The organism is Rhodoflexus caldus (assembly GCF_021206925.1).
Lineage (GTDB): Bacteria > Bacteroidota > Bacteroidia > Cytophagales > Thermoflexibacteraceae > Rhodoflexus > Rhodoflexus caldus.
Genome location: NZ_JAJPRF010000002.1, coordinates 423,795 through 444,687 on the forward strand (window position 1 = coordinate 423,795; position 20,893 = coordinate 444,687).

Sequence of the window (20,893 nt, forward strand, 5' to 3'; positions counted from 1 at the left end):
TCGGGCAAATTTACATGAGATTCACCAGATTTTACGGCCGATGCGAAAGTCATTGCAGGAATCGGAAATGCTGCCAAAGGTTTTGTATATTTGAACATTGATGCGCTTACATTTGCATCTGCAATTGACAACAGATGATTAATCCCAACGGAACAGTGAAACAACAGGCTTGGTTGCCGGCTTCGCGCATTATGCACGCTGACAAGTTGCTTCGGCAAATAGTGGTGCATACGCCTTTGCAATACAACGCCAATTTGTCCGAAAAATACCAAGCGAATATTTGGCTGAAACGCGAGGACTTGCAAGTAGTGCGTTCCTATAAACTGCGCGGCGCCTACAACAAAATCAGCAGCCTGAGCAGAGAAGAGTTAGACAGAGGAGTGGTTTGCGCCAGTGCGGGCAATCATGCGCAAGGCGTTGCTTTTTCGTGCAAACTCCTGAAAATTAAGGGAACTATTTTTATGCCTACCCCTACGCCTCTGCAAAAAATAAAACAAGTCAAGTTTTTTGGCAGAGAGTATGTAGAAATTGTGCTCACGGGCGATACTTTTGATGATGCCTACAAAGAAGCCGTTAAATATTGCGATGAGCACAACAGCGTGTTTATCCATCCTTTTGACGATGAAAAAGTAATTGCCGGACAAGGAACCGTAGGCGTAGAAATTCTGGAAGATGCGGAAGAAAATATTGACATACTGTTCGTTCCCATTGGCGGCGGCGGACTAATAGCCGGTGTCGGCAGTTATTTTAAACAACTCAGCCCAAGCACCCAAATCATTGGCGTTGAACCACTTGGCGCGCCGGGCATGAAAGTATCCATGGAAAAAGGCGAGGTGGTATCGCTTGAAAAAATAGACAAGTTTGTAGACGGAGCAGCCGTGCAGCGTGTCGGCAATATTACCTTTGAAATTTGCAAGGAAGTTATTTCGGACATAACGTTGGTGCCCGAAGGTAAGGTGTGCTCTACCATTCTGCAACTTTACAACGAAGATGCCATTGTGGTTGAGCCTGCCGGCGCATTGTCTATTGCAGCACTGGACTATCACAGAGATACCATCAAGGGCAAAAATGTGGTTTGCATTGTCAGCGGCAGCAACAACGACATCACCCGAATGGAAGAAATCAAAGAACGCTCGTTGCTGTTTGAGGGACTGAAACACTACTTCATCATCAGTTTTCCGCAACGCTCGGGTGCACTGCGCGAATTTGTGGTGAACGTGCTGGGGCCTAACGATAACATTGTACATTTTGAATACACCAAAAAGAACAACCGCGACCGTGCACCTGCCCTGATAGGCATAGAAGTGAATCATCCGGACGACTATGAAAAGTTGGTGCAAAGGATGCATGAACGCAACGTCGGCTTTGAACACTTGAACGAACGCCCTGAACTTTTTTCTATTCTGATTTGAGCAGAAGAGACCTTGTTTTTTTGCGTGATACCGCATGGCTGACCCTGAGTGCTTTCGGTGGCCCCCAGGCGCATGTCGCATTGTTTTTAAAAATATTGGTAGAAAAAAGACGCTACCTGACCGAGGGCGAACTGATGGAGATTAACGCACTGTGTCAGCTATTGCCCGGCCCGTCTTCTACGCAAACCCTCACGGCAATTGCCTACAAAAGAGGGGGGCTTTTGTTGGCATTGCTTTGCCTTGCCATATGGCTGCTGCCTGCCTTCGGGCTGGTAACTTCTTTTGCACTAATGCTTATTTTTTGGCAGGGTGAACAAAAAAATCTGAATTTGTGGGCTTACACGCAACTTATGCAGCCCATTGCTGTGGGTTTGGTAGCCCATGCGGGTTTTGTGATTGTTCGCAAGTTGGTGCAAACCCGCGAGGCAGTGTTAATTACGCTTATGGCTGCCGTTGCAGCTTATTTTTTGCGTACTCCTTTTTTGCTACCGGTACTGATGGTGCTTTCCGGCCTTGCTACCTCGCTGAAATACAGGGACTTTGTGCGAGAAGAAAAAACGGCTTTAAACATCCAATGGAAATACCTCATCATCTTTGCCGTGCTGTTTATCGGGATAGCTGCCTTAGGAGGTATTACCCGCTCGCTCCCCATTCGTTTGTTGGAAAATTTTTACCGCAACGGCACATTGGTTTTTGGAGGCGGGCAGGTGCTGGTGCCGGTTTTATACAACGAATTTGTGGAATTTAAGCACTACCTGTCTTCTTCAGAGTTTCTTTCAGGATACGCCCTTTTGCAGGTAGTACCCGGCCCTGTATTTTCGTTTTCGGGATATATTGGTGCGCTGACCATGCGCGGCGAAGGCATTGGCGGCATGATTTTGGGCAGCCTGATGGCTACCATCGGGATTAATCTGCCCGGCACGCTGTTTATATTTTTTGCCTATCCGTTTTGGGAGCAACTCAAAAAGTACCGCCCCGTAAGAGCCTCGCTGGAAGGCATTAATGCGGCAAGCGCGGGATTGGTTATTGCTGCCGTTTTCTTGCTGTGGGAGCCAATGGCGCACACAAGCCTTAATATAGGTGTAGCTGTTGTTACTTTCTTACTGTTGCAATTTACGCACATCTCTGCGCCCCTTATTGTGCTCGGAGGCATTCTGGCAGGCTGGGTAATGGTACGCCTCTAACCTACCCGAGTACCCATGAAATCGGGGCTGTCTAAGCGGTTCAACGCATCCGCATGGGCAATAATCACCTCTTTAATCCCTTTCTCCACGGCAGAAAGTGCATTTTCCAATTTAGGAATCATACCTGCCGATATAGTGCCGTCGGCCTTGTACTGTTCAAACAATGAGCGGTTGATGCGTGGAATCACACTTTCCTCATCGTCGGGGTTAGTAAGCACGCCTTTTTTCTCAAAGCAATACATCAAACGCGTGGGAAAATGCGGTGCCAAAGCTGTTGCAATAGCCGCCGCCATTGTATCGGCATTGGTGTTGAGCAGTTGCCCTTCGCCATCGTGGGTAATAGGAGCAATTACAGGGACAGCACAATCTTCAATTATGCGCACCAGCATCAACTGATTGACTTTTTTAACATCACCTACCCAGCCGTAATCTACCCCGTTTTTAGGGGGGCGCTTTTCGGCAGTTACCAAGTTTATATCAGCACCTATCAAGCCCAAAGCATTGCATTTTCTTGCCTGCAAAGCCGCAACAATCTGCTTGTTTACCAACCCGCCGTAAACCATTGTAATTACTTCCAGCGTTTCCGCATCGGTAATTCGCCTGCCCTCGTGCATTTGTACAGGTATGCCAAGCCTTTCGGAAAAGCGCGTTGCAATTTTGCCGCCTCCGTGAATCAGTATTTTGAACCCCTCGAGTGCCGCAAAATCCGTTAAAAAATCTGCCAATTTCTGAGGGTCATCTATGATGTTACCCCCGATTTTTACAACCGTCAGCATAACATGTTCTTTTCGGTGCAATTTGAGAAATTTGTAACGGATATAGACTAACCGCCATGTACTTTTTTTACCCCGGCCCCGCCAAATTGCACCCCATGGTGCAGCAATGGACAACGGAAATATTTAAAGAAGGCCTTACCAGCCGCAACCATCGCAGTGCCGAAATTATCGCTTGTTACCGCAAGGCAGTAGAAGGTTTGCAAAAAAAACTATCTATTCCGCCCGATTATACCGTTGTATTTACCTCATCGGCCACCGAGTGCTGGGAAATACTTGCCCAATCGTTTCCCAAAGATACTTTTACGCATGTTTTTAACGGTGCTTTTGGGGCTAAGTGGGCAGGCATCAGCCAAAAACTGGGTAATACTGTCCACTCCATCCGCTATTCGCCCGAAGCCCCCCTGCCCGACCGCGAACTGCCGGCTTCCGACTGGATTTGTCTAACTCATTGCGAAACTTCCAACGGGACTTATATTTCTGAAAATCTGATAGTTAGCCTGAAAAAACAATATCCCGAACGACTTGTTGCAATAGACGCTACCTCCTCGCTGGGCGGCATCTGTATCCCTTGGGAAGCAACGGACTACGTGTTTGCATCGGTGCAAAAATGCTTGGGGTTGCCTTCGGGTATGGCAGTGCTTGTCTGCTCGCCGCAGGCAACCGAACGCGCTTTGCAACAAAATGTTACCACACATTACAACAGCCTTGCCAACAGTTTGCCGCTTGCGCAACAGTACCAAACCACGCACACGCCCAACATTCTGGACATTTGCCTGCTGATGAAGCTCATGGAAAGTATAGAACCTATTCAATTGATAGACAGTCAATTACAAGAAAGAGCCGCGCAGTTGTACGCATGGTTGGAACAAGAGGGATTTGCATTACTGATTCGCAATGCTGCCGTGCGCAGCCCGACCGTTATTACGATACAGGCCGCCGAGCATGAAATAGCACACATAAAGTCGGCAGCATCGCAAAGCGGCTTTGTTTTGGGCAACGGCTATGGCGAGTGGAAAAACACCACCTTCCGCATTGCCAACTTTCCGGCCATTACCAACCAAGAAGTGATGGCGCTTCAGGAATTTCTGCTTACTTTTCAAGCCGCAAAACAGTAACTACAATGAAATTTATCTGCATTGGCCGCAATTATGCGGCACACATTGAAGAATTGAAAAATGAGCGCAACGAAGAACCCGTGGTATTTCTGAAACCCGACACAGCGCTGCTGAAAGACAATCAGCCCTTCTATTTGCCCGATTTTTCAACCGATGTTCACCATGAAGTTGAAATTTTGCTGAAAATCAGCAAGGAAGGCAAATATATTGAGCCGAAATTTGCACATAACTACTTTGAAGAAATCGGGCTGGGTATAGACTTCACCGCCCGCGACTTGCAGTCAAAACTGAAAGCCAAAGGTTTACCTTGGGAAATTTCCAAAGCCTTCAACCACTCGGCCGTAGTGTCGCATTTCGTGCCGGCAAGCAACTACCCCGACCTGAAAAATCTGAATTTCAGCTTAGAGGTAAACGGCCAAATCCGTCAGCAAGGCAATACCTCTATGATGCTGTTCGATTTTGCCACCATTATCAGCTACGTATCCAAATTCTTCACGCTGAAAAAAGGCGATATTATCTTCACAGGAACACCCGCAGGAGTAGCCCCCGTAGCCATCGGCGACCGATTGAAGGGCTATATTGAACAGGAACTGTTCTTCGATTTTGAAGTGAAATAAATTTTACTGCGATTCTTCGGGTGAAATAGCTGCCAGCAGCTGTTTCACCTCTTCTACTTTGGCGGCCTTGCCGAGTTTATCGAATGAAACAATGAGGTTGCGCAACATCCGACGGACAATATCAATGTTTTCGCAAGGCTCATAAAACGAAGGGCGAAGCGGCAATTGCAACTGATGCAGGTAGCTTTCTATGTCTTTGCGGCTGTATATGCGCCCCCTGTTGAAGGCGTTGATATAGAAAGAAGAATTTTCATCCAAGCGGTACATGAGGATGAACAAGTTAGGCATATTGACGCCGTAGATAGGCATCCCTAACTTGCGGGCAATCAGCATGTAAGCCACACAAAGGCTGATAGGGTTTCCTTTTCGCGTCTCCAATACTTGGTTGAACATAGAGTTACTGACGGCAGTAAAGTTGGTTGTATTGGAAGTAAACCGGAAACGGGTGAAAAAGATGTGATTAAACTCTCGCACTTGGTCTATGGGGTGCATATCGGATTTGAAAGACAGCCATGCCTCTACGTAGAGTTGCTGAATGGTATTTTGCAGGGTCGCCAGTTGAAGGTCGGGGTATTCGTAGCGTGCTATCAACCACAAACCTGTTATCAAATCGCAGTCTTCGTTTTGCCACTTGCGAAAAGCGTTTAACAATTCCTCAAAGTGCGCCTGATGCATCATCTCTTCGATGTATTGCTGCTCATCGGCCTGCAAAACGCTCCGCCAATCTGTTTCCATCAGCAGCCTTGCCGACTGTTTTAACTCCCTGATTTTTTGTTCTACGTGGAGTCGTATTTCAGGGTCGTCATCATCGCGAAGAGAAATAAGAGCTTTCAGTTCGTTTGGGTTTAGCATAAAAACTACATTTTTTTCCGAGCCGCCGTTTTTAAAAGTAAGTTTTCCAGCAAAACCTCTAAGGGTTTAAGCGCAATGGCCACCGTAATTTTCAGCATAATAAGCCCAGAAGCACCAAAAATTTTTGCTCCTTCCTGCAACTGGGGGTCTATTACCAATTCGGAAATAATGAAAAATAAAGCTGCGAGCATTAAAACGATTGTGGTTGCCCGTTTGCCGACGCGCTCTTTGGTGAGCATATCCAGCGTTTGGGTGAGTTCGTCGTTTTTGCGGGCAATGCTTTCGTTAGCCTTGTTGAGTTTGTTTTGCAACCTGTCGCTAACGGATGTGAGCAACTTTACCTCGCCGAGCAACTGCGCATAGCTTTGTGCTAACAACTCATACTCTTTCACCCAAGAGTGCTCGGGAAGCATATCGGGCTTTGCGAGCAGTTCTTTGGCGTTACGAAGTATTTCATTTTCCTTTTCAAATACCTGATATTTTTCAGGCTGTTTGCTCATAATTCCAAAAGGGTGATTATGGCAAAATTATAACAAAAAAGCCGCTTTTCAGCGGCCTTTTTATCAGTTTTCAATAACACTCATGATAATCGGAATGTCGATGAGTTCTTTAAAATCTTCACCCGATTCCTGCATATCTTCGTCATCTTCTTCGTAGAACCAATTGATGACCACTTCGCCATCGGTAACTTTTTCTAAGCGACGGAAAATTTCAACCAAACACTTGGAAGAACTTGTATTGAAGTACTCTAACTTGATATCAAAACTGGTTTTGGGGCAAGGTTTTTTTACATACTCGTCTAACCACTCAAACAGCGGCTTGTAAAACTCTATTGAATTTTCGGGTATAGAACGCCCGGACATCAGGAATTTACCTGTGCTCACATCAAAACTCAGTTTAGGGGTTTTTGAGGTTTCTTCCAGAAAAAAGTTTTCCATATCTTCTACTTAGCTTAGGCTGCGGCCGGTAAAGCTGCAGGAATTTTGACCATGAGACTAAAGAACGAAAGATGATTATTACATAAACGAAACTCATAAAAGAGTTTCCCGCCCGATTTGCGTGCTATCTCTATTAATCCAAGGCCGGCGCCTCCTTTCTCGGATATAACGCCATTGCCAAGCGTTTCCATATAAACCTGTTTCAATTTTTCCGACGAAAGCGAATTAATCAGGTCTATTTTAGCTTTTAAAGCAGGCATTTCTTCGTTCAGAATGTAATTTCCGGCGATAATATAATAATCTCCCTGAGCTTTGGCAAGCACAAATGTAACGCTTTCCTCGTCAGAAAAATCATCAATAGAGATATGTCCGTAATGATGATAAATATTTTGCAGTATTTCCACCAAAATATGGAAAACCCGCTTCTTAATGTTTGATTTTGGCTCAACTTCGGCCAGCTTAGCCTGTACAACATCCATGAGATTATTGAGCAAATCGCCATTGGCATTGCCCTTGTAAGACATGAGGATGTCTTCCGCTTGAAATTGTTCGTAAAAATTTTGAACGTTCAATGCTTTATTTGTTTAAGCTCAGGCCGGTGCTGCCGGAAATGTTTTTTGACTTATCGCGAAAGTTATCGGCTAATTCTTATCTGCAAAGCTAATACCTTTTTGAGAAATTTTAATTTTTCCGGCTTTGAACAAATTGCCTATCAACGCTTTGAATGTTTTTTTACTCATTTGGAAAGCCTGATAGATTTCTTCCGGTGCTGTTTTGTCGTGATAAGGCAAAAATCCGCCTGCTTGCTCCAATGCATCCAAAATCAGTTGCTGTTGGTTTTTGATACCTGCAAAGCCCTGCTTACGCAAACTCAAATCTATTTTATTGTCTTCTCTGATTTTTTTGACAAATCCGATGCGCTTATCGCCTATTGCAAGGGGCTCAAACAGTTCTGAATGGTATAAAATACCTGCATACTGATTGTTAATTATACACATGTAGCCCAAGTCGGTTTTTTCGTAGACCAAAAGCGAAACCTGCTCGCCTTCGCGCAGATTGGGCTTACCTTTGTCAAGAAATCCGCCAATTTTTCCGATACCTATCAGCCTGCCTGTTCGAGGGTCGGTACTTACGCGAACGACATGTACTTGCCCTTTGCGCATGGGGCGGTGTTGCTCTTTCAGCGGCACAAACAAATCTTTCTCGAGCCCCCAGTCCAGAAATGCACCGAAATCGGTGGTGTGCGTAACCCACAAGCAGGCAAATTCGCCTAACTGTGCATAGGGCTGCAAAGTGGTAGCTATGGGGCGGTCTTCCGAGTCGTGATAAACAAATACTTTGATGTAATCATCGGGCTGCAAACCTTCGGGCATGTATTTTTTAGGCAACAACAACTCGCCCAAGGGAGTGTCTAAATATGCCCCAAAATCTACTAACTTTACTACGCGGAAAGTAGAAAATTTGCCGATGATATTTTCAGATGTAGCTGACATGCCGTAAAGGTAAGCATAACTTTTTCAATGAAAACGCGAATTTGCCCTAACCATTTTTTTCCGCCGTCGTATAAGCATTTAAAACTTAGTGTAATTTTTACACTTTTATTATCCCTAATCCCATGAAAAACCTGCAAAACAAGATTTATAACGGCTCGCTCACCTTGCTGACCGACCTGTATCAAATCACGATGGCATACGGCTATTGGAAATCGCAAATGACTGAACGTGAGGCTGTTTTCAATTTATTTTTCCGCAAAAATCCGTTTAACGGCGGCTATACCATCGCCGGCGGGTTGTCGTATGCCATCGACTTTTTGGAAAATTTCCACTTTGACGACAGCGATATTGCCTACTTGGCTACTCTGACAGGTGCAGACGGGAAGCCTCTTTTCGAGCAGGGATTTTTGGACTACCTCGCGCAGATGCATTTTACCTGTGATGTGGATGCCATCCCCGAAGGAACAGTCGTATTTCCGCAAGAGCCGCTGTTGCGCATCAAAGGGCCACTGATTCAGGGACAATTGGTAGAAACTGCCCTGTTGAATATTATCAATTTCCAAAGCCTGATTGCAACTAAGGCAGCGCGCGTATGTCAGGCAGCCAATGGCGAGCCGGTGCTGGAATTTGGGTTGCGACGCGCACAAGGGATAGACGGCGGGCTTGCGGCAAGTCGTGCAGCCTATATCGGCGGCTGTACGGCCACTTCCAACGTGCTGGCCGGCAAACTTTTTGACATTCCGGTGCGAGGTACACATGCGCACAGTTGGGTTATGTCGTTCCCCGACGAAAAAACGGCGTTTAATGCCTACGCCAAAGCCATGCCCAACAACTGCGTATTTCTGGTTGATACTTACGATACACTTGAAGGCGTTAAACATGCCATAGAGGTAGGTAAGGAGTTGAAAGCGCAAGGCTACCATCTGGCAGGTATCCGCTTAGATTCGGGCGACCTTGCTTACCTGAGCATCAAAGCGCGCCAAATGCTGGACGATGCAGGCTTTATAGACACTAACATTGTGGCCAGCAACGATTTGGACGAAAATATTGTTACCAGCCTTAAACAGCAGGAAGCCAAAGTGAACGTATGGGGTATCGGCACCAAACTCGTTACGGCTTTTGACCAACCCGCACTTGGCGGCGTGTATAAAATTACAGCCATCAAAAACGAACACGGGCAGTGGGACTACAAGCTCAAACTTTCCGAACAGGCCATTAAAATATCTAACCCCGGCCTGTTGCAGGTGCAAAGGTTTTACGATGACGACGGCCTCTGCGCGGCAGACATGATTTACGATGAAGAAAGTTTCCATCCTGAGCAACAACAACAAGCCACGATTGTAGACCCCTTAGACCTTACACGGCGCAAAATTGTGCATGTAGAAAGCAAGCACCTGTTGCTGCTGAAACCTATCTTCAAGAACGGCCGCAAGTGCTACGAATCACCTGATATTCATAGTATTAGGGCATATGCAAAGCAGCAATTGGAAACACTTCACCCGACCATCCGCCGCTTTACCAACCCGCATCAGTACCCCGTCGGGTTAGAAAAAGGCTTGTATGAACTGAAAACCAATCTAATTTTGAAGTTGCGTCATTTAGCATAAAAACTCATGGAAAATCCTGTTATTATTTTTGGAGCAAGCGGCATAGGCCGAGTGGCATTAGATATTTTTCAAAGCAACGATATCATTGTTTACTGCCTGTTGGATGATGACACCAAACTGCACGGGCAAGAAATCAACGCGGTCAGCGTTGCCGGTGCAACAGACAACGAAGAGTACATCCGCATGATTGGGGACAAGTGCGAGGCATTTATTGCCACCGACGACAACAGGCTGCGCAAGTCGCTGGTGAAAACATTAGTGGACAAACGCAAAAAAATGCCTGTCAATGCGATTCATCAACAGGCATTTATAGAAACCTCTGCAACTATCGGGCACGGCAATTTGATTGCCATGCGTGCATCCGTGGGAAGTTTCGTACAAATAGGCAGCCACTGCATCATCAACGCGGGCGCAGTGATAGACTATCAAACCACTATCGGCGATTTTGTACAAATAGGAGCAGGAAGCATCATCAACGGCAACGTAACAATCAAAGATGGTGCATTTATCGGCTCCGGCGTTACGATTGTTTCAGGAGTTACCATCGGTAAAAATGCACGCATCGGGGCGGGTTCGGTAGTTATTGGCAACGTTGCCGATGGGGAAACCGTATTTGGCGTACCTGCTCAAAAAGTATAAGGTTATTTTTTTTCGGGATAGAATGCTACATCGTCAAAAACGGCTACACCGCTTCCATAATAGCCGTCGGCTGAGTGTACGCCAAACCCGATGCGATATTTACCCGGTTTGAGATTAATCATATAGGTAATGGTGTTGCCGGTAGCAAGGTCGTTGTTAATGTGTCTGCCGGCACCGCCGTAATTTTCCACAAAGCCATTGCTGTAAAGTTTCAACACTTCTTTGTCCAAAATAAATACGGGGTAATCGCCCGCGCCTGTGTCGCCCAACGAAGCATAGCTTAACAGTTTAAAGGTCAGCGTTCCTGTTCTACCGACTTCTATATCCTGATAGGCATACACTGTTGAAGGAGTTGTATTGGGCACTGCATCGTCATCGTCTTTATTGGGGCCTGAGACAATCAGTTGGCCGGTAACAATTTCTACTTTACCATTGCCTACTATATGATTGAACCATCCTTTATTGGAATCAAATTTTCCATTTTCTATAACCATGCCACCAGCTTGCGCTTGCGCCAGCAAACGCGAGCTTACCAACAAAACAACAACGAGTGTAAATGTATACTTCATCATACCATCAGAAAAATTGAACTGGTTATACAGTAGTGTAACGAACAAATTTCTATGCAATTGCTTCCAAAAGTAATACTTTTGCATAAAAAAAGGCAAATTGAAAACAAAGGCTTTTTCAAAGAAGAAAGATAAGATTAACATTGTAACGCTGGGTTGCTCTAAAAATTTGGTAGATTCTGAAGTTTTATTAACCCAACTTCGGGGAAATCAATTAGATGCAACACATGAATCGAGCAACGATGACGCTAATGTTATCATTATTAACACTTGCGGCTTTATCGACCGCGCCAAACAGGAGTCTATCGATACCATCCTGCGCTATGCAGAAGCAAAAAATGACGGACTCATTGACAAATTGTATGTAACAGGCTGTCTTTCACAGCGCTATAAAGACCAACTCGAAGAAGAAATTCCGGAAGTAGATGCATATTTCGGCACGATGGAATTGCCCATGCTGCTGAAGCGCTTCAATGCAGACTATAAACACGAGTTGCTTGGCGAAAGGCTGACCACCACTGCCCGCCACTATGCCTACCTGAAAATATCGGAAGGTTGCGACCGCCCCTGCTCATTTTGTGCCATTCCGCTGATGCGAGGCAAACATGTTTCCAAACCTATGGAACAAATTGTGCAGGAAGCCGCCAATCTGGCCAAAAACGGAACGAAAGAAATTATCCTCATCGCTCAGGATTTGACTTATTACGGCCTTGACTTGTATAAAAAACGAGAACTCGCCGACCTGCTGCGCCGTCTGTCAGACTTGAACGGCATCGACTGGATTCGTTTGCAATATGCCTACCCCTCGGGTTTTCCATTGGAGATTCTGGATGTGATGGCAGAGCGGGAAAATATTTGCAAATATTTGGATATGCCGCTGCAACACGGGTCTTCCGAAATGCTGAAAATCATGCGTCGTGGCATTACCCGTGAAAAAACCGAAGACCTGATTCACACCATCCGCGATAAAGTGCCGGGAATTGCCCTGCGTACCACACTAATTGCCGGGCATCCGGGCGAAACAGAAGCGCACTTTGAAGAAATGGCGGACTTTGTGGAAAGAATGCGCTTTGACCGACTGGGTATATTTACCTATTCGCACGAAGACCAGACGCACTCTTTCACCATGCCCGACGATATCCCGCAGGAAGTGAAGGAAGAACGCGCCGCACAAATCATGGAAATCCAACAACAAATCAGCCATGAGTTGAACATGGAAAAGATCGGCCAAACTTTCAAAGTGCTGTTTGACCGCAAAGAAGGAGGCTATTTTATCGGGCGCACCCAGTACGACTCGCCGGAAGTGGACAACGAAGTGCTGGTAGATGCCCAAGCAAACTATGTCCGCCTTGGCGATTTTGCACCTGTAACCATTACCTCTGCTGCCGAGTTTGACTTGTTCGGCACAGTTGCTGTCTGATAATCATGGAACAGTCCAATAAAAGAACCGAACTTGCTGCCATCGGTGAGTTCGGATTGATTGACCGCATTAAGTCGGGAGTAACCCTGCAAAACAAGAGCAGCATTCTGGGCATCGGAGACGATGCTGCTATTATTGACATCGGCAATGGTTTCTGTCAGGTAATTTCTACCGATTTGCTTGCCGAAGGTATCCATTTTGACCTCTCATTTACACCTTTGCAGCATTTAGGCTACAAGGCGGTTTCGGTGAATGTGTCGGATATTGCGGCTATGAACGCACGCCCCGAACAGATTGTGGTCAGCATAGCATTGAGCAACCGATTTTCGGTAGAAGCCGTTGATGCACTTTATGAAGGCATCATGACAGCCTGCAAAGACTATAAAGTGGACTTGGTAGGTGGTGATACCACAAGCTCACGCAGCGGATTGGTGATTTCCATTACTGCCGTCGGTCGTGCGCCGAAAGAAAAAATCGCTTGTCGCCATACCGCCAAAAAAGGCGATATTATTTGCGTATCGGGCGATTTGGGCGGAGCTTACGTAGGTTTGCAATTACTGCTGCGCGAAAAAGCGGAGTTTTCCGCTAACCCGAACATGCAGCCGCAATTAGAGCCGTTTGCCTACGTAGTCGGCAGGCAGTTGCGCCCCGTTGCCAAAACTTCACTGATTTATGAGTTGGCAGATTTGGGCGTTGTCCCTACGGCAATGATTGACATTTCCGACGGGCTGGCATCTGAACTGCTGCACATTGCCAAAGGCAGTCGTTTGGGTGCAGTTATCTACGAAGACAAAATACCCATTGACCGCCAAACTTACGATGTGGCCGTCAATGAGTTTAAACTCATCCCTTCGGTTTGCGCACTGAACGGCGGCGAAGACTATGAACTGCTCTTCACCATTGCGCAGGAAGACTATGAGAAAATCAAGCTGCACGATGATATTTCATTCATCGGCTACATGACCGATGCATCTGAAGGCTGCCAGATGATAACACGGGCAGGACAAAAAGTACCTGTTACAGCACAAGGCTGGAAGCATTTTTAGCCGAAATACAACTGAAAAAGCGCCATGGATACACAAGGCGCTTTTTTTAATTATGCATTTATTTCACTTTGCAAGGCTTCATCCATTGTTTCGCAGTAACGGATGTCAAAATCTTCAAAGCGAAATTCGGGATGTTCTTTCAAAATATTTTTACGGGCAATTTCAACGGCTTTGCGAAAGAAGGCATCATCCGGCAACAACTTGCGGTAAGCAACCAAGCCATACTGCTTCATTTCCTGCTTCCACTCAACATGATACCATACCATAGATGCCTGATGAAACACTTTAAGGTTACGCTTGTCAAGAATCATTTTTTGCATAGGATTAGCCTTTATATAGTCGCCAATCTGGACAAAAATGTCTTGAAAATCTTTCATCGGTACATAATCGGTTTTAAGTGTGCACACCACAGTTGAAATGTCTGTATGTGCAACTACTTGCGCGTATTTATTATCTGCGAGTATCTGTTGCATGAGAAAAAAATTACGGGTTTAGCCACAAAATTACACTTTATTTTGCCTAATACAGACTTCACTTTCTGGCTAAATAAGATGGTTTGCTTACGCTGTAACTTTAGTAGCAATATCGTAAGAAGCGGCAGTACAACATTTAATCACATATTGGACAGAATCCCACTATATGGTTAATTGCAGGATTCTGTCGCAACCATGTGATCAAAAAACTATTCCTTCATCACACGCAATACAAGCGATTGCGTATCCGAAACAATCTTCATCAGGTATAATCCCGTCGGCAGGTGTCCGAAGTCAAACTCGCGGGTGAAATCTTTGGCTTGTACCTCAAAGGTTTCACTGACGGGTACGCCGCGCAGGTCGTAGAACTGAATCTGAACGTTGGCTTCATCACCCATTTTTACATCCAGCGTAAACTTGCCGCGTGCAGGATTGGGGAATACTCGCGCCTCTACAATGCCTTTGAACGCGGCACTCGGCGGTGCGCCCTGTGCCAGCCCGTCGTTGGGCAGCCTGCCGCCCTGCCGCTTCACGTTGATGCGCTTGGTGCGGGTATGCTCGCAAACGCCGTTGCTTACTTTGAGCGTTACGTCAAACGTTCCTTCGCGGGCGTAGCTGTGCACGGGGTTTTGCGCAGTGCTTTTGTTGCCGTCGCCGAAATCCCACTCGTGGCGGTTGGGCGCGGGATGCGATACGTTGATAAACTGCACCTGCTCCCCTACTCCAACCTCGCTTTGCGACAAGAACTGCGCCTCTATGCTCTGCGGATTGCGGATGATATTAACGGTGCGAACGGTGGTACAGCCTTTATTGCTGACGGCGGTCAGGGTGTATCTGCCTGTTTGCGTGATAGTTACCTTGTTGCCGCTCGCCGTGAAGTTGCCGCCTTCGCGTGTCCATGTATAGCGAACGTCCGCCTGTGCGTTGATTTCCAACTCCAAGCTGTTACCTTCGCAAAGTTGCTGTTCCTGAGGCAGTTGGACTTGCGGTAGCGGGTTTACCTTCACCTCTACCTCATCAGTTGCCGTACATTGCCCGTTGCGAACACGCACGCGATAGACACCTGCCCGCGAAACGGTAATGGTGCGCGTGGTTTCGCCCGTGCTCCATTCGTAGCTCATGCCCGGGTTACCCGCGTCTAAGGTTACGGTTTCGCCCTCGCAAATTTCGCGGTCATCGCCCAAATTGACCTCCAACGGCGGTTCTTCTATCGTGATATTAACCGAAGCGGTTGCCTCGCAGAAACCTTCGCGCATAACGGTTACGGTGTAGATGCCGGAACGGCTCACGCGCAGGGTTTGCCCCGTAGAACCATCCGACCAGCGGAAGCGTGCACCTGCATTGCCTGCATTGAGCGTTACGGGCGTACAAGACACCTGATTAGCCCCCAAATCTACGGTGAGTTTGGGGCGGGTACGCACGATGAAATCTTTCACGCGCACGCAGCCCTCGGCATCGGTCATTTCTACGCGATAACTGCCTGCCTGACGAACGCTGATGCTGCGCACGGTTGCACCCGTGCTCCAACGGTAGATTTGCGCCGCATCGGCTTCCAAAGTTTCGGTATCGCCTTCGCAAAGGGTCAGCTCGGCAACGGGCAGCGTTTCAGGCTCGCGGATGGTAACGGTTACGGAACTTTGCGCTTCGCAAAAGCCCTCGCGCATGACCGTTACGGTGTAAGTGCCGGAACGACTCACGCGCAGGGTTTGCCCCGCAGAACCGTCCGACCAGCGGAAACGTGCACCCGCATTGCCCGCATCCAATACAACGGGTTGGCAAGAGGTGCGGTTTTGTCCTAAATCTACGCTCAGGCGCGGTTTTACATTCAGGCGGATTTCATGGCGGCTTGTGCAGCCTTGCGGCGTAGTGATTTGCACGACATAAACGCCTGCCGTGCGTGCCTGAATGGTTTGCGTAGTTGCGCCCGTGCTCCACAAGTAGCGGCTGCCTGCGTTGCCCGCATCCAATACGGCAGTTTCATCGCCGCAAATTTCCATCTGATTTTCAGGCACTTTTACCTCTTCGGCAAAATTCACTCTCACCGAACGGCGGATGGTGCAGCCGTCTTTGCTGACTTCTACCCAATACGTGCCGCTGCGGCGAACCGTCAGCGTGCGTGCGGCAGAACCGTCCGACCAGCGAAAAGTTGTACCCGGGGCAAAGTTGCGTGCATCCAATACCTCTACCTCGCCAAAGCATTTGTTGATTTCTTCGGGAAACTCAAACGGTTCAGGACCTCCTACGGCAACATCCACCCACGACTCGGCAGAGCAACCGTCTTGGCTGAAAACGGTCAGCATATAGCGCCCGGGTTTGTCCACTTCTATGGCGCGGGTTGTCTCACCCGTGCTCCACAAATAACGCACGGCATTCTGGTTGATGGCAGGCTGCAAGGTCAGCTTTTCGCCGCGGCAGAGGATTTCACGCGACTTAGGAAACTGTAAAAACGGTTGCTTTTTGATGCGGATGAAAACTTCGTCCGTCCGCTGACAGCCACCACCGTCGGTAACGGTTACGGAATATGTGCCTGTTTCGGTTACGCGGATGAAGCGCGTGGTTGCACCCGTGTTCCACAAGTAAGTGCTGCCCGAATTGCCCGCGTCTAAGAATGTTTCGCCGCAAGCCTCACGGTCGGCACCCAAGTTGAGATTAATGGTTGAGAGCAATTGCACATCTACGGTTTCGGTGATTTGGCAGCCCGCGGGCGAAGTAACCGTAACGCTGTAAATGCCCGAAGCAGTTACGTTGATGGTGCGCGTGGTTGCGCCCGTACTCCACAAATAGGTGCTGCCCGGATTTTCGGCATCTAAGGTAAGGTTTGCCGCACACGTGCCAATTACACCGCCAAAACTCAACACGGGTTTAGGATGGATAACCACATTTTGCGTGAACACGTCCATACAGCCAAAGCCGTTGGTTGCCGTCAGCATAACGGTGTAAGTGCCTGCCGTTGCATAGGTCTTCACGGGCGATTCGTCGGTTGAAGTATCACCGTCGCCGAAGTCCCACACATAAGTCGTTCCTGCGGCAAAGGTGTTGGTCGTATTGGTGAACGCAATGGCTTCGGTTTCGCAGCGCAAGGCAGGCACGGTAAAGGCTGCCGCAGGGCGCGGATGAACGGTGATGTTTTGTGCAGTCTGATGCGTACAGCCGTTGATGTCGGTAACGGTCAGGGTTACGGTAAACGTTCCGAAGGCAGCGTAGGTATGCGTGGCATCGTCGTTGCCGCCCAGCGTTACCACAGGCGAACCGTCGCCAAAATCCCACACCGAACTAACCAATGCGTGAACGCCTGTGGAAGTATTAGTAAGGGTCAGCGGACTGTCTTTGCAAATGTTGGCAGCCGTAAAAGCAGCGGTAGGCAGCGGATGCACGGTAAAATTTTGCGTGAAGCTGTGCGTACATCCCGTATTGGAAACAACGGTCAGCGTTACGGGATATGTGCCCGCCAATGCGTACACATGCGTTACGTCGTCCATTGTGTTTGCACCCGTCAGAACGACTAAGGGCGAACCATCGCCAAAATTCCAGCGCGATTCCACAATTTGGGGCATTGCCGCCAAGCCACCCGGGTCGGCAATGGACGAAGTGTTGGTAAACACATACCCCGCGGGGTTGATACACGCCGCCCCGACGGATGTAAACGCCGCCACAGGATTGGGGCGAACCTCTACGTTGTATTCCACAAATTGCGTACAGGCATCGGGCGCATCGGTTGTTACGGTCAGGCGAACGGTGTAAACGCCCGCCGCGGCATAGGTATGGCTTACGGCATTCAGGGCATTTGCACCTGTCAGGGTTTGCGTGTTGCCATCGCCAAAGTTCCAGACCGAAGTAACAATTTGCGGGGCTGTTGCAAAGCCAATCGGCAAAGGAACGGCGGATGTATTGGTAAACGTAGTTGGGGCGGTGTGGCAAACCTGCGTGAAGGTAAAATTCGGCACAGGCTGCGGATGAATGGTGATGTTTTTGGTCAGAACAACGGTGCAACCCGTATTGGAAACTACGGTCAGCGTTACGGCATAAACGCCCGCTGCGGCATAGGTATGGCTCACGGCATCCAAAGCATTTGCGCCCGTCAGCACTTCCAATGGCGAACCGTCGCCAAAATTCCAGCGCGATTCGGTGATTTCGGGTGTTACTGCCAAGCCGCCCGGGTCGGCAATTGCCGAAAAATTCAGGAACTCAATGCCCGCACCCGTAAAGCAAAGGTCGTCTAAGAAAGCAAAATCAGGGACGGGATTGGGGCGCACTTCTACGGTTTGCGTAACGGTATGCGAACAGGCGGCAGGCGAAGTCGGGGCGTTGGAAATGACGGTTAGGGTTACGGTGTAAACGCCCGCTGCGGCATAGGTATGCTGCACCATGTCCAGCGCATTTGCCCCTGTCAGGGTTTGCGTGTTGCCGTCGCCAAAATCCCACACCGAAGTGGCAATTTGCGGCAATACTGCCAGCCCCAAAGGCTGCGCAACGGTGGAAGCGTTGGTAAACGTAGTCGGCGTACCTGCGCACACGTCGGTTTTGGTGAAAGCTGCCACAGGTATGGGGTACACATCTACCACCTGCGTAATTTCGGTGATACAGGCAGGCACGGCGTTGGAAGTCGTGCGCAGCGTAACGTTGTAACGCCCCGCCGTTGCATAGGTATGCGAAACATTGCCCGTTCCCGCTACGATTTGTGAATCGCCGTCCCCAAAAATCCATTCTGACTGCACAATGGCAGGCGTTACCGATAAGCCCGGCGGGTTGGCAATCGTAGAATTGTTGGTAAAAGCCGTTGCCGAACCGTTGCAAACAACGGTTGCCGCAAAGGCAGGCGCAGGATTGGGGCGTACTTCTACGGTTTTTTCCGTGAAAGCCGTACAGCCGTGCGCCGAAGTCATCGTCAGGCGAACGGTGTAAACGCCCGGCGCGGCATAGGTATGATTCACCGCATCCAAGGCATTTGCGCCTGTGTTGGTCAGCGTGTTGCCGTCGCCAAACTGCCAGAAACTTGTGGCAATGCTGACGGGCATCCCGCTTGGCGTTGCGCTTGGGAAACTCAACGGTGAGGTAATTGGCGTGCCCGTAACGGTAAAATTACTTGCCGTACCTGCGCAAACTTCCGTAAAGTTGAAATCGGGAACAGGCAGCGGACGCGCCTCAACGGCTTTTACAGTCTCATCGGTGTAGGTGATGCGGTCAACGCCGCCCGAACGGTACTTGGCAGTCAGCCGCAAACGGACGTTGTACACGCCTGCGGTGGTGTAGGAACGGTTGTGCGTGTCGGCATCGCTTGCTTGGTCGGTCAAGGTGCGGATTTGAGGCGAAGAACCCGCCCCGATGAAATCCCACTCAACGGTGTACACTGCCGAATAGCCCGCTGCGGTTAAGTCCGCCGTAAGGGCGGTGTTCAGGTTAGCCGTTGCAAAGTCATGATTGCCGCCCGTGCAGGCATTGGTTGCCGTAAAGTCAGGCGTAAATCGCGGGAATACGTTCACGGCATAGGTGCGCGAATTGGTACAGCCCCGCGCATTGGTCAGCGTTATGGTATAGAGGAAGCGACCCACGGTTGCAGTATTGACTGCATGGGTTTGCACCAAATTCAAAGTCGGTAAGGTGTGGCTCACGAAAGCACCGCTCCAACGAGCATCAATCAGGTTGGCACCGTTGCCGTCTGCCGCCACGTCGTTATAGACGCGCAGCGTGAGCGGATTTCCCTGAATCACATAAATTTCTACGGTCTGCCCCGTTGTTGCCGATGTGGTCGGTGTTGCAGCATCTGGGTTGTCTGCCAAGCGGGGGGCATTGGCGCAGTTGGCATCGGCAAGCGTCAGGATGGTATTGTTGCCAATGGGTGCGGCAGCTGTACTTTCCAGAAAATTACTTGCCGCATTGGGCGTTCCGCCAAAGTTTTGGAACGTTGCCCCGCCGTCGGGCGAAACAAACAGTGCGTAGTTGTTTTCGTTACCTGCTACCTCATCGTCCACATAACCCAAGCGAACTTGCGCGTTGGCGGCATTGGCAGCATTGAAGCCGAAATAGCGCGCAATACTGCCGTCGGCGGCATTAGCAAAAGCCGTATGCCCGCGCCATATTTGCGTAGTGCCCATGTTAGCACCGCCCGTAGTGATGCCCAAACCCGTTCCGCGCAGGTTCAGCATGATATTGTTCGGGGCGAAAGCGGGTAAGGTCATGCGAAGTAAACCATTACCATAGGCACGACTAAAGTTATTTTCATTGTCCAAAAAACCTCCCTCATCGCTACCCGAAACAAAATTGAGCAAATTCAGGTCAAAGCCGCTCAAGTTTAACCTCCCACCATTGAATGAAAGGCGATTGCGCAAATCTATGGCTCTGCCCAGCGTAACTTCGCCCGAAGGCTTGTTGAGGTCTAATCGGAAGAAATTGATGTTTTGCACCGTTGCGGAAAGCAACTGATTGGCTGCGCCGTTGAGCAAAACCGTTCCTTCGGTGGGGAACAAGCCGTTGGTTGCCTGATGCGAAAGGTTGCCGCCCAGCGAAAGCAAGCCCGTGCTTGGAACGGTAGCGGTATTCAAATTGGTAAAACTGCCCGTAACGCGCAGCGTAGCACCTGCGTCAATGGCAGTTGTGCCGTTGGCAGCATTCTGAAAATCACCGTTGACGTGCAGCAGTGCGCCGTTGCGAACGGTGATATTCGTTCGGTTGTGTATCAATTGGGCAAACAAGGGCGGCGCACTCAGCAACAAAAGCCATAACCAACCCCAATGCCGTAAACTTCGGATGCTCAT

At 48.8% G+C, this 20,893-nt stretch carries 17 protein-coding genes; 8 read left to right on the forward strand and 9 right to left on the reverse strand.

Translation table 11 applies throughout. From position 1 onward, the window contains the following. Positions 1-191 precede the first annotated feature (191 nt). Both ilvA and chrA read left to right on the forward strand, forming a co-directional pair. Positions 192-1,412: a threonine ammonia-lyase gene (ilvA, locus tag NDK19_RS03935; protein WP_250630609.1), complete on the forward strand. Its 1,221-nt coding sequence runs from the start codon at positions 192-194 to the stop codon at positions 1,410-1,412. Then, complete coding sequence (gene chrA / locus NDK19_RS03940) at positions 1,409-2,596, forward strand: chromate efflux transporter (protein WP_250630532.1); 1,188 nt, start codon at positions 1,409-1,411, stop codon at positions 2,594-2,596. Before ilvA ends, chrA begins: the two co-directional genes overlap by 4 nt. Here the strand turns inward: chrA and argB are convergent. Then, complete coding sequence (gene argB / locus NDK19_RS03945) at positions 2,593-3,372, reverse strand: acetylglutamate kinase (RefSeq protein ID WP_250630533.1); 780 nt, start codon at positions 3,370-3,372, stop codon at positions 2,593-2,595. The two genes, chrA and argB, sit on opposite strands and share 4 nt — an antisense overlap. Positions 3,373-3,428: 56 nt before the next feature. Here argB and NDK19_RS03950 point away from each other — a divergent pair, with 56 nt between their 5' ends. Then, positions 3,429-4,487: an aminotransferase class V-fold PLP-dependent enzyme gene (locus tag NDK19_RS03950; RefSeq protein ID WP_250630534.1), complete on the forward strand. Its 1,059-nt coding sequence runs from the start codon at positions 3,429-3,431 to the stop codon at positions 4,485-4,487. Positions 4,488-4,492: 5 nt separating this feature from the next. Continuing rightward, positions 4,493-5,104 (forward strand): fumarylacetoacetate hydrolase family protein, encoded by a 612-nt coding sequence (locus tag NDK19_RS03955; protein ID WP_250630535.1) that lies wholly within the window; start codon positions 4,493-4,495, stop codon positions 5,102-5,104. 3 nt (positions 5,105-5,107) lie between these two features. On the opposite strand, the gene NDK19_RS03960 is transcribed toward NDK19_RS03955, so the two are convergent. The 5 genes from NDK19_RS03960 to NDK19_RS03980 form a co-directional block, all read right to left on the reverse strand. Beyond that, positions 5,108-5,956: a transglutaminase-like domain-containing protein gene (locus NDK19_RS03960; RefSeq protein WP_250630536.1), complete on the reverse strand. Its 849-nt coding sequence runs from the start codon at positions 5,954-5,956 to the stop codon at positions 5,108-5,110. Between the two features lie 5 nt (positions 5,957-5,961). Continuing rightward, positions 5,962-6,456, reverse strand: a complete 495-nt coding sequence (locus tag NDK19_RS03965) for a hypothetical protein (protein WP_250630537.1) — start codon at positions 6,454-6,456, stop codon at positions 5,962-5,964. Between the two features lie 63 nt (positions 6,457-6,519). Further along, complete coding sequence (locus NDK19_RS03970; RefSeq protein ID WP_250630538.1) at positions 6,520-6,894, reverse strand: DUF1987 domain-containing protein; 375 nt, start codon at positions 6,892-6,894, stop codon at positions 6,520-6,522. 14 nt (positions 6,895-6,908) lie between these two features. After that, on the reverse strand, positions 6,909-7,466 hold the full coding sequence (locus NDK19_RS03975) for a SiaB family protein kinase (RefSeq protein WP_250630539.1): 558 nt from the start codon (positions 7,464-7,466) through the stop codon (positions 6,909-6,911). Positions 7,467-7,535: 69 nt separating this feature from the next. Continuing rightward, a complete protein-coding gene (locus NDK19_RS03980; RefSeq protein ID WP_250630540.1) occupies positions 7,536-8,387 on the reverse strand; it encodes a CvfB family protein in 852 nt (283 codons plus the stop codon). 122 nt (positions 8,388-8,509) lie between these two features. On the opposite strand from NDK19_RS03980, the gene NDK19_RS03985 reads away from it, so the two are divergent. Both NDK19_RS03985 and NDK19_RS03990 read left to right on the forward strand, forming a co-directional pair. Continuing rightward, the gene (locus tag NDK19_RS03985; RefSeq protein WP_250630541.1) at positions 8,510-9,994 is read left to right on the forward strand and encodes a nicotinate phosphoribosyltransferase; all 1,485 of its coding nucleotides are present in this window, start codon (positions 8,510-8,512) and stop codon (positions 9,992-9,994) included. Between the two features lie 6 nt (positions 9,995-10,000). Then, positions 10,001-10,633, forward strand: a complete 633-nt coding sequence (locus tag NDK19_RS03990; RefSeq protein WP_250630542.1) for a NeuD/PglB/VioB family sugar acetyltransferase — start codon at positions 10,001-10,003, stop codon at positions 10,631-10,633. A gap of 2 nt (positions 10,634-10,635) precedes the next feature. Here NDK19_RS03990 and NDK19_RS03995 read toward each other — a convergent pair whose 3' ends face one another. Then, the gene (locus NDK19_RS03995) at positions 10,636-11,205 is read right to left on the reverse strand and encodes a hypothetical protein (protein ID WP_250630543.1); all 570 of its coding nucleotides are present in this window, start codon (positions 11,203-11,205) and stop codon (positions 10,636-10,638) included. A gap of 97 nt (positions 11,206-11,302) precedes the next feature. On the opposite strand from NDK19_RS03995, the gene rimO reads away from it, so the two are divergent. Then, positions 11,303-12,622: a 30S ribosomal protein S12 methylthiotransferase RimO gene (gene rimO, locus NDK19_RS04000; RefSeq protein WP_250630544.1), complete on the forward strand. Its 1,320-nt coding sequence runs from the start codon at positions 11,303-11,305 to the stop codon at positions 12,620-12,622. A gap of 5 nt (positions 12,623-12,627) precedes the next feature. Next, positions 12,628-13,668: a thiamine-phosphate kinase gene (thiL, locus tag NDK19_RS04005; protein WP_250630545.1), complete on the forward strand. Its 1,041-nt coding sequence runs from the start codon at positions 12,628-12,630 to the stop codon at positions 13,666-13,668. Positions 13,669-13,718: 50 nt separating this feature from the next. Here thiL and NDK19_RS04010 read toward each other — a convergent pair whose 3' ends face one another. After that, positions 13,719-14,141 (reverse strand): hypothetical protein, encoded by a 423-nt coding sequence (locus NDK19_RS04010; protein ID WP_250630546.1) that lies wholly within the window; start codon positions 14,139-14,141, stop codon positions 13,719-13,721. A 209-nt stretch (positions 14,142-14,350) separates the two neighbouring features. Beyond that, positions 14,351-20,893 (reverse strand): PKD domain-containing protein, encoded by a 6,543-nt coding sequence (locus NDK19_RS04015; RefSeq protein ID WP_250630547.1) that lies wholly within the window; start codon positions 20,891-20,893, stop codon positions 14,351-14,353.

Coding starts and splice junctions, on each gene's coding strand:
- NDK19_RS03955 (WP_250630535.1), top strand. CDS start 4,493: ATGAAATTTATCTGCATTGGCCGCAATTATGCGGCACACATTGAAGAA.
- NDK19_RS03950 (WP_250630534.1), top strand. CDS start 3,429: ATGTACTTTTTTTACCCCGGCCCCGCCAAATTGCACCCCATGGTGCAG.
- ilvA (WP_250630609.1), top strand. CDS start 192: ATGCACGCTGACAAGTTGCTTCGGCAAATAGTGGTGCATACGCCTTTG.
- NDK19_RS03970 (WP_250630538.1), bottom strand. CDS start 6,894: ATGGAAAACTTTTTTCTGGAAGAAACCTCAAAAACCCCTAAACTGAGT.
- NDK19_RS03990 (WP_250630542.1), top strand. CDS start 10,001: ATGGAAAATCCTGTTATTATTTTTGGAGCAAGCGGCATAGGCCGAGTG.
- NDK19_RS04010 (WP_250630546.1), bottom strand. CDS start 14,141: ATGCAACAGATACTCGCAGATAATAAATACGCGCAAGTAGTTGCACAT.
- thiL (WP_250630545.1), top strand. CDS start 12,628: ATGGAACAGTCCAATAAAAGAACCGAACTTGCTGCCATCGGTGAGTTC.
- NDK19_RS03965 (WP_250630537.1), bottom strand. CDS start 6,456: ATGAGCAAACAGCCTGAAAAATATCAGGTATTTGAAAAGGAAAATGAA.
- NDK19_RS03980 (WP_250630540.1), bottom strand. CDS start 8,387: ATGTCAGCTACATCTGAAAATATCATCGGCAAATTTTCTACTTTCCGC.
- argB (WP_250630533.1), bottom strand. CDS start 3,372: ATGCTGACGGTTGTAAAAATCGGGGGTAACATCATAGATGACCCTCAG.
- NDK19_RS03985 (WP_250630541.1), top strand. CDS start 8,510: ATGAAAAACCTGCAAAACAAGATTTATAACGGCTCGCTCACCTTGCTG.
- NDK19_RS03960 (WP_250630536.1), bottom strand. CDS start 5,956: ATGCTAAACCCAAACGAACTGAAAGCTCTTATTTCTCTTCGCGATGAT.
- NDK19_RS03995 (WP_250630543.1), bottom strand. CDS start 11,205: ATGATGAAGTATACATTTACACTCGTTGTTGTTTTGTTGGTAAGCTCG.
- NDK19_RS04015 (WP_250630547.1), bottom strand. CDS start 20,893: ATGAGCATCCGAAGTTTACGGCATTGGGGTTGGTTATGGCTTTTGTTG.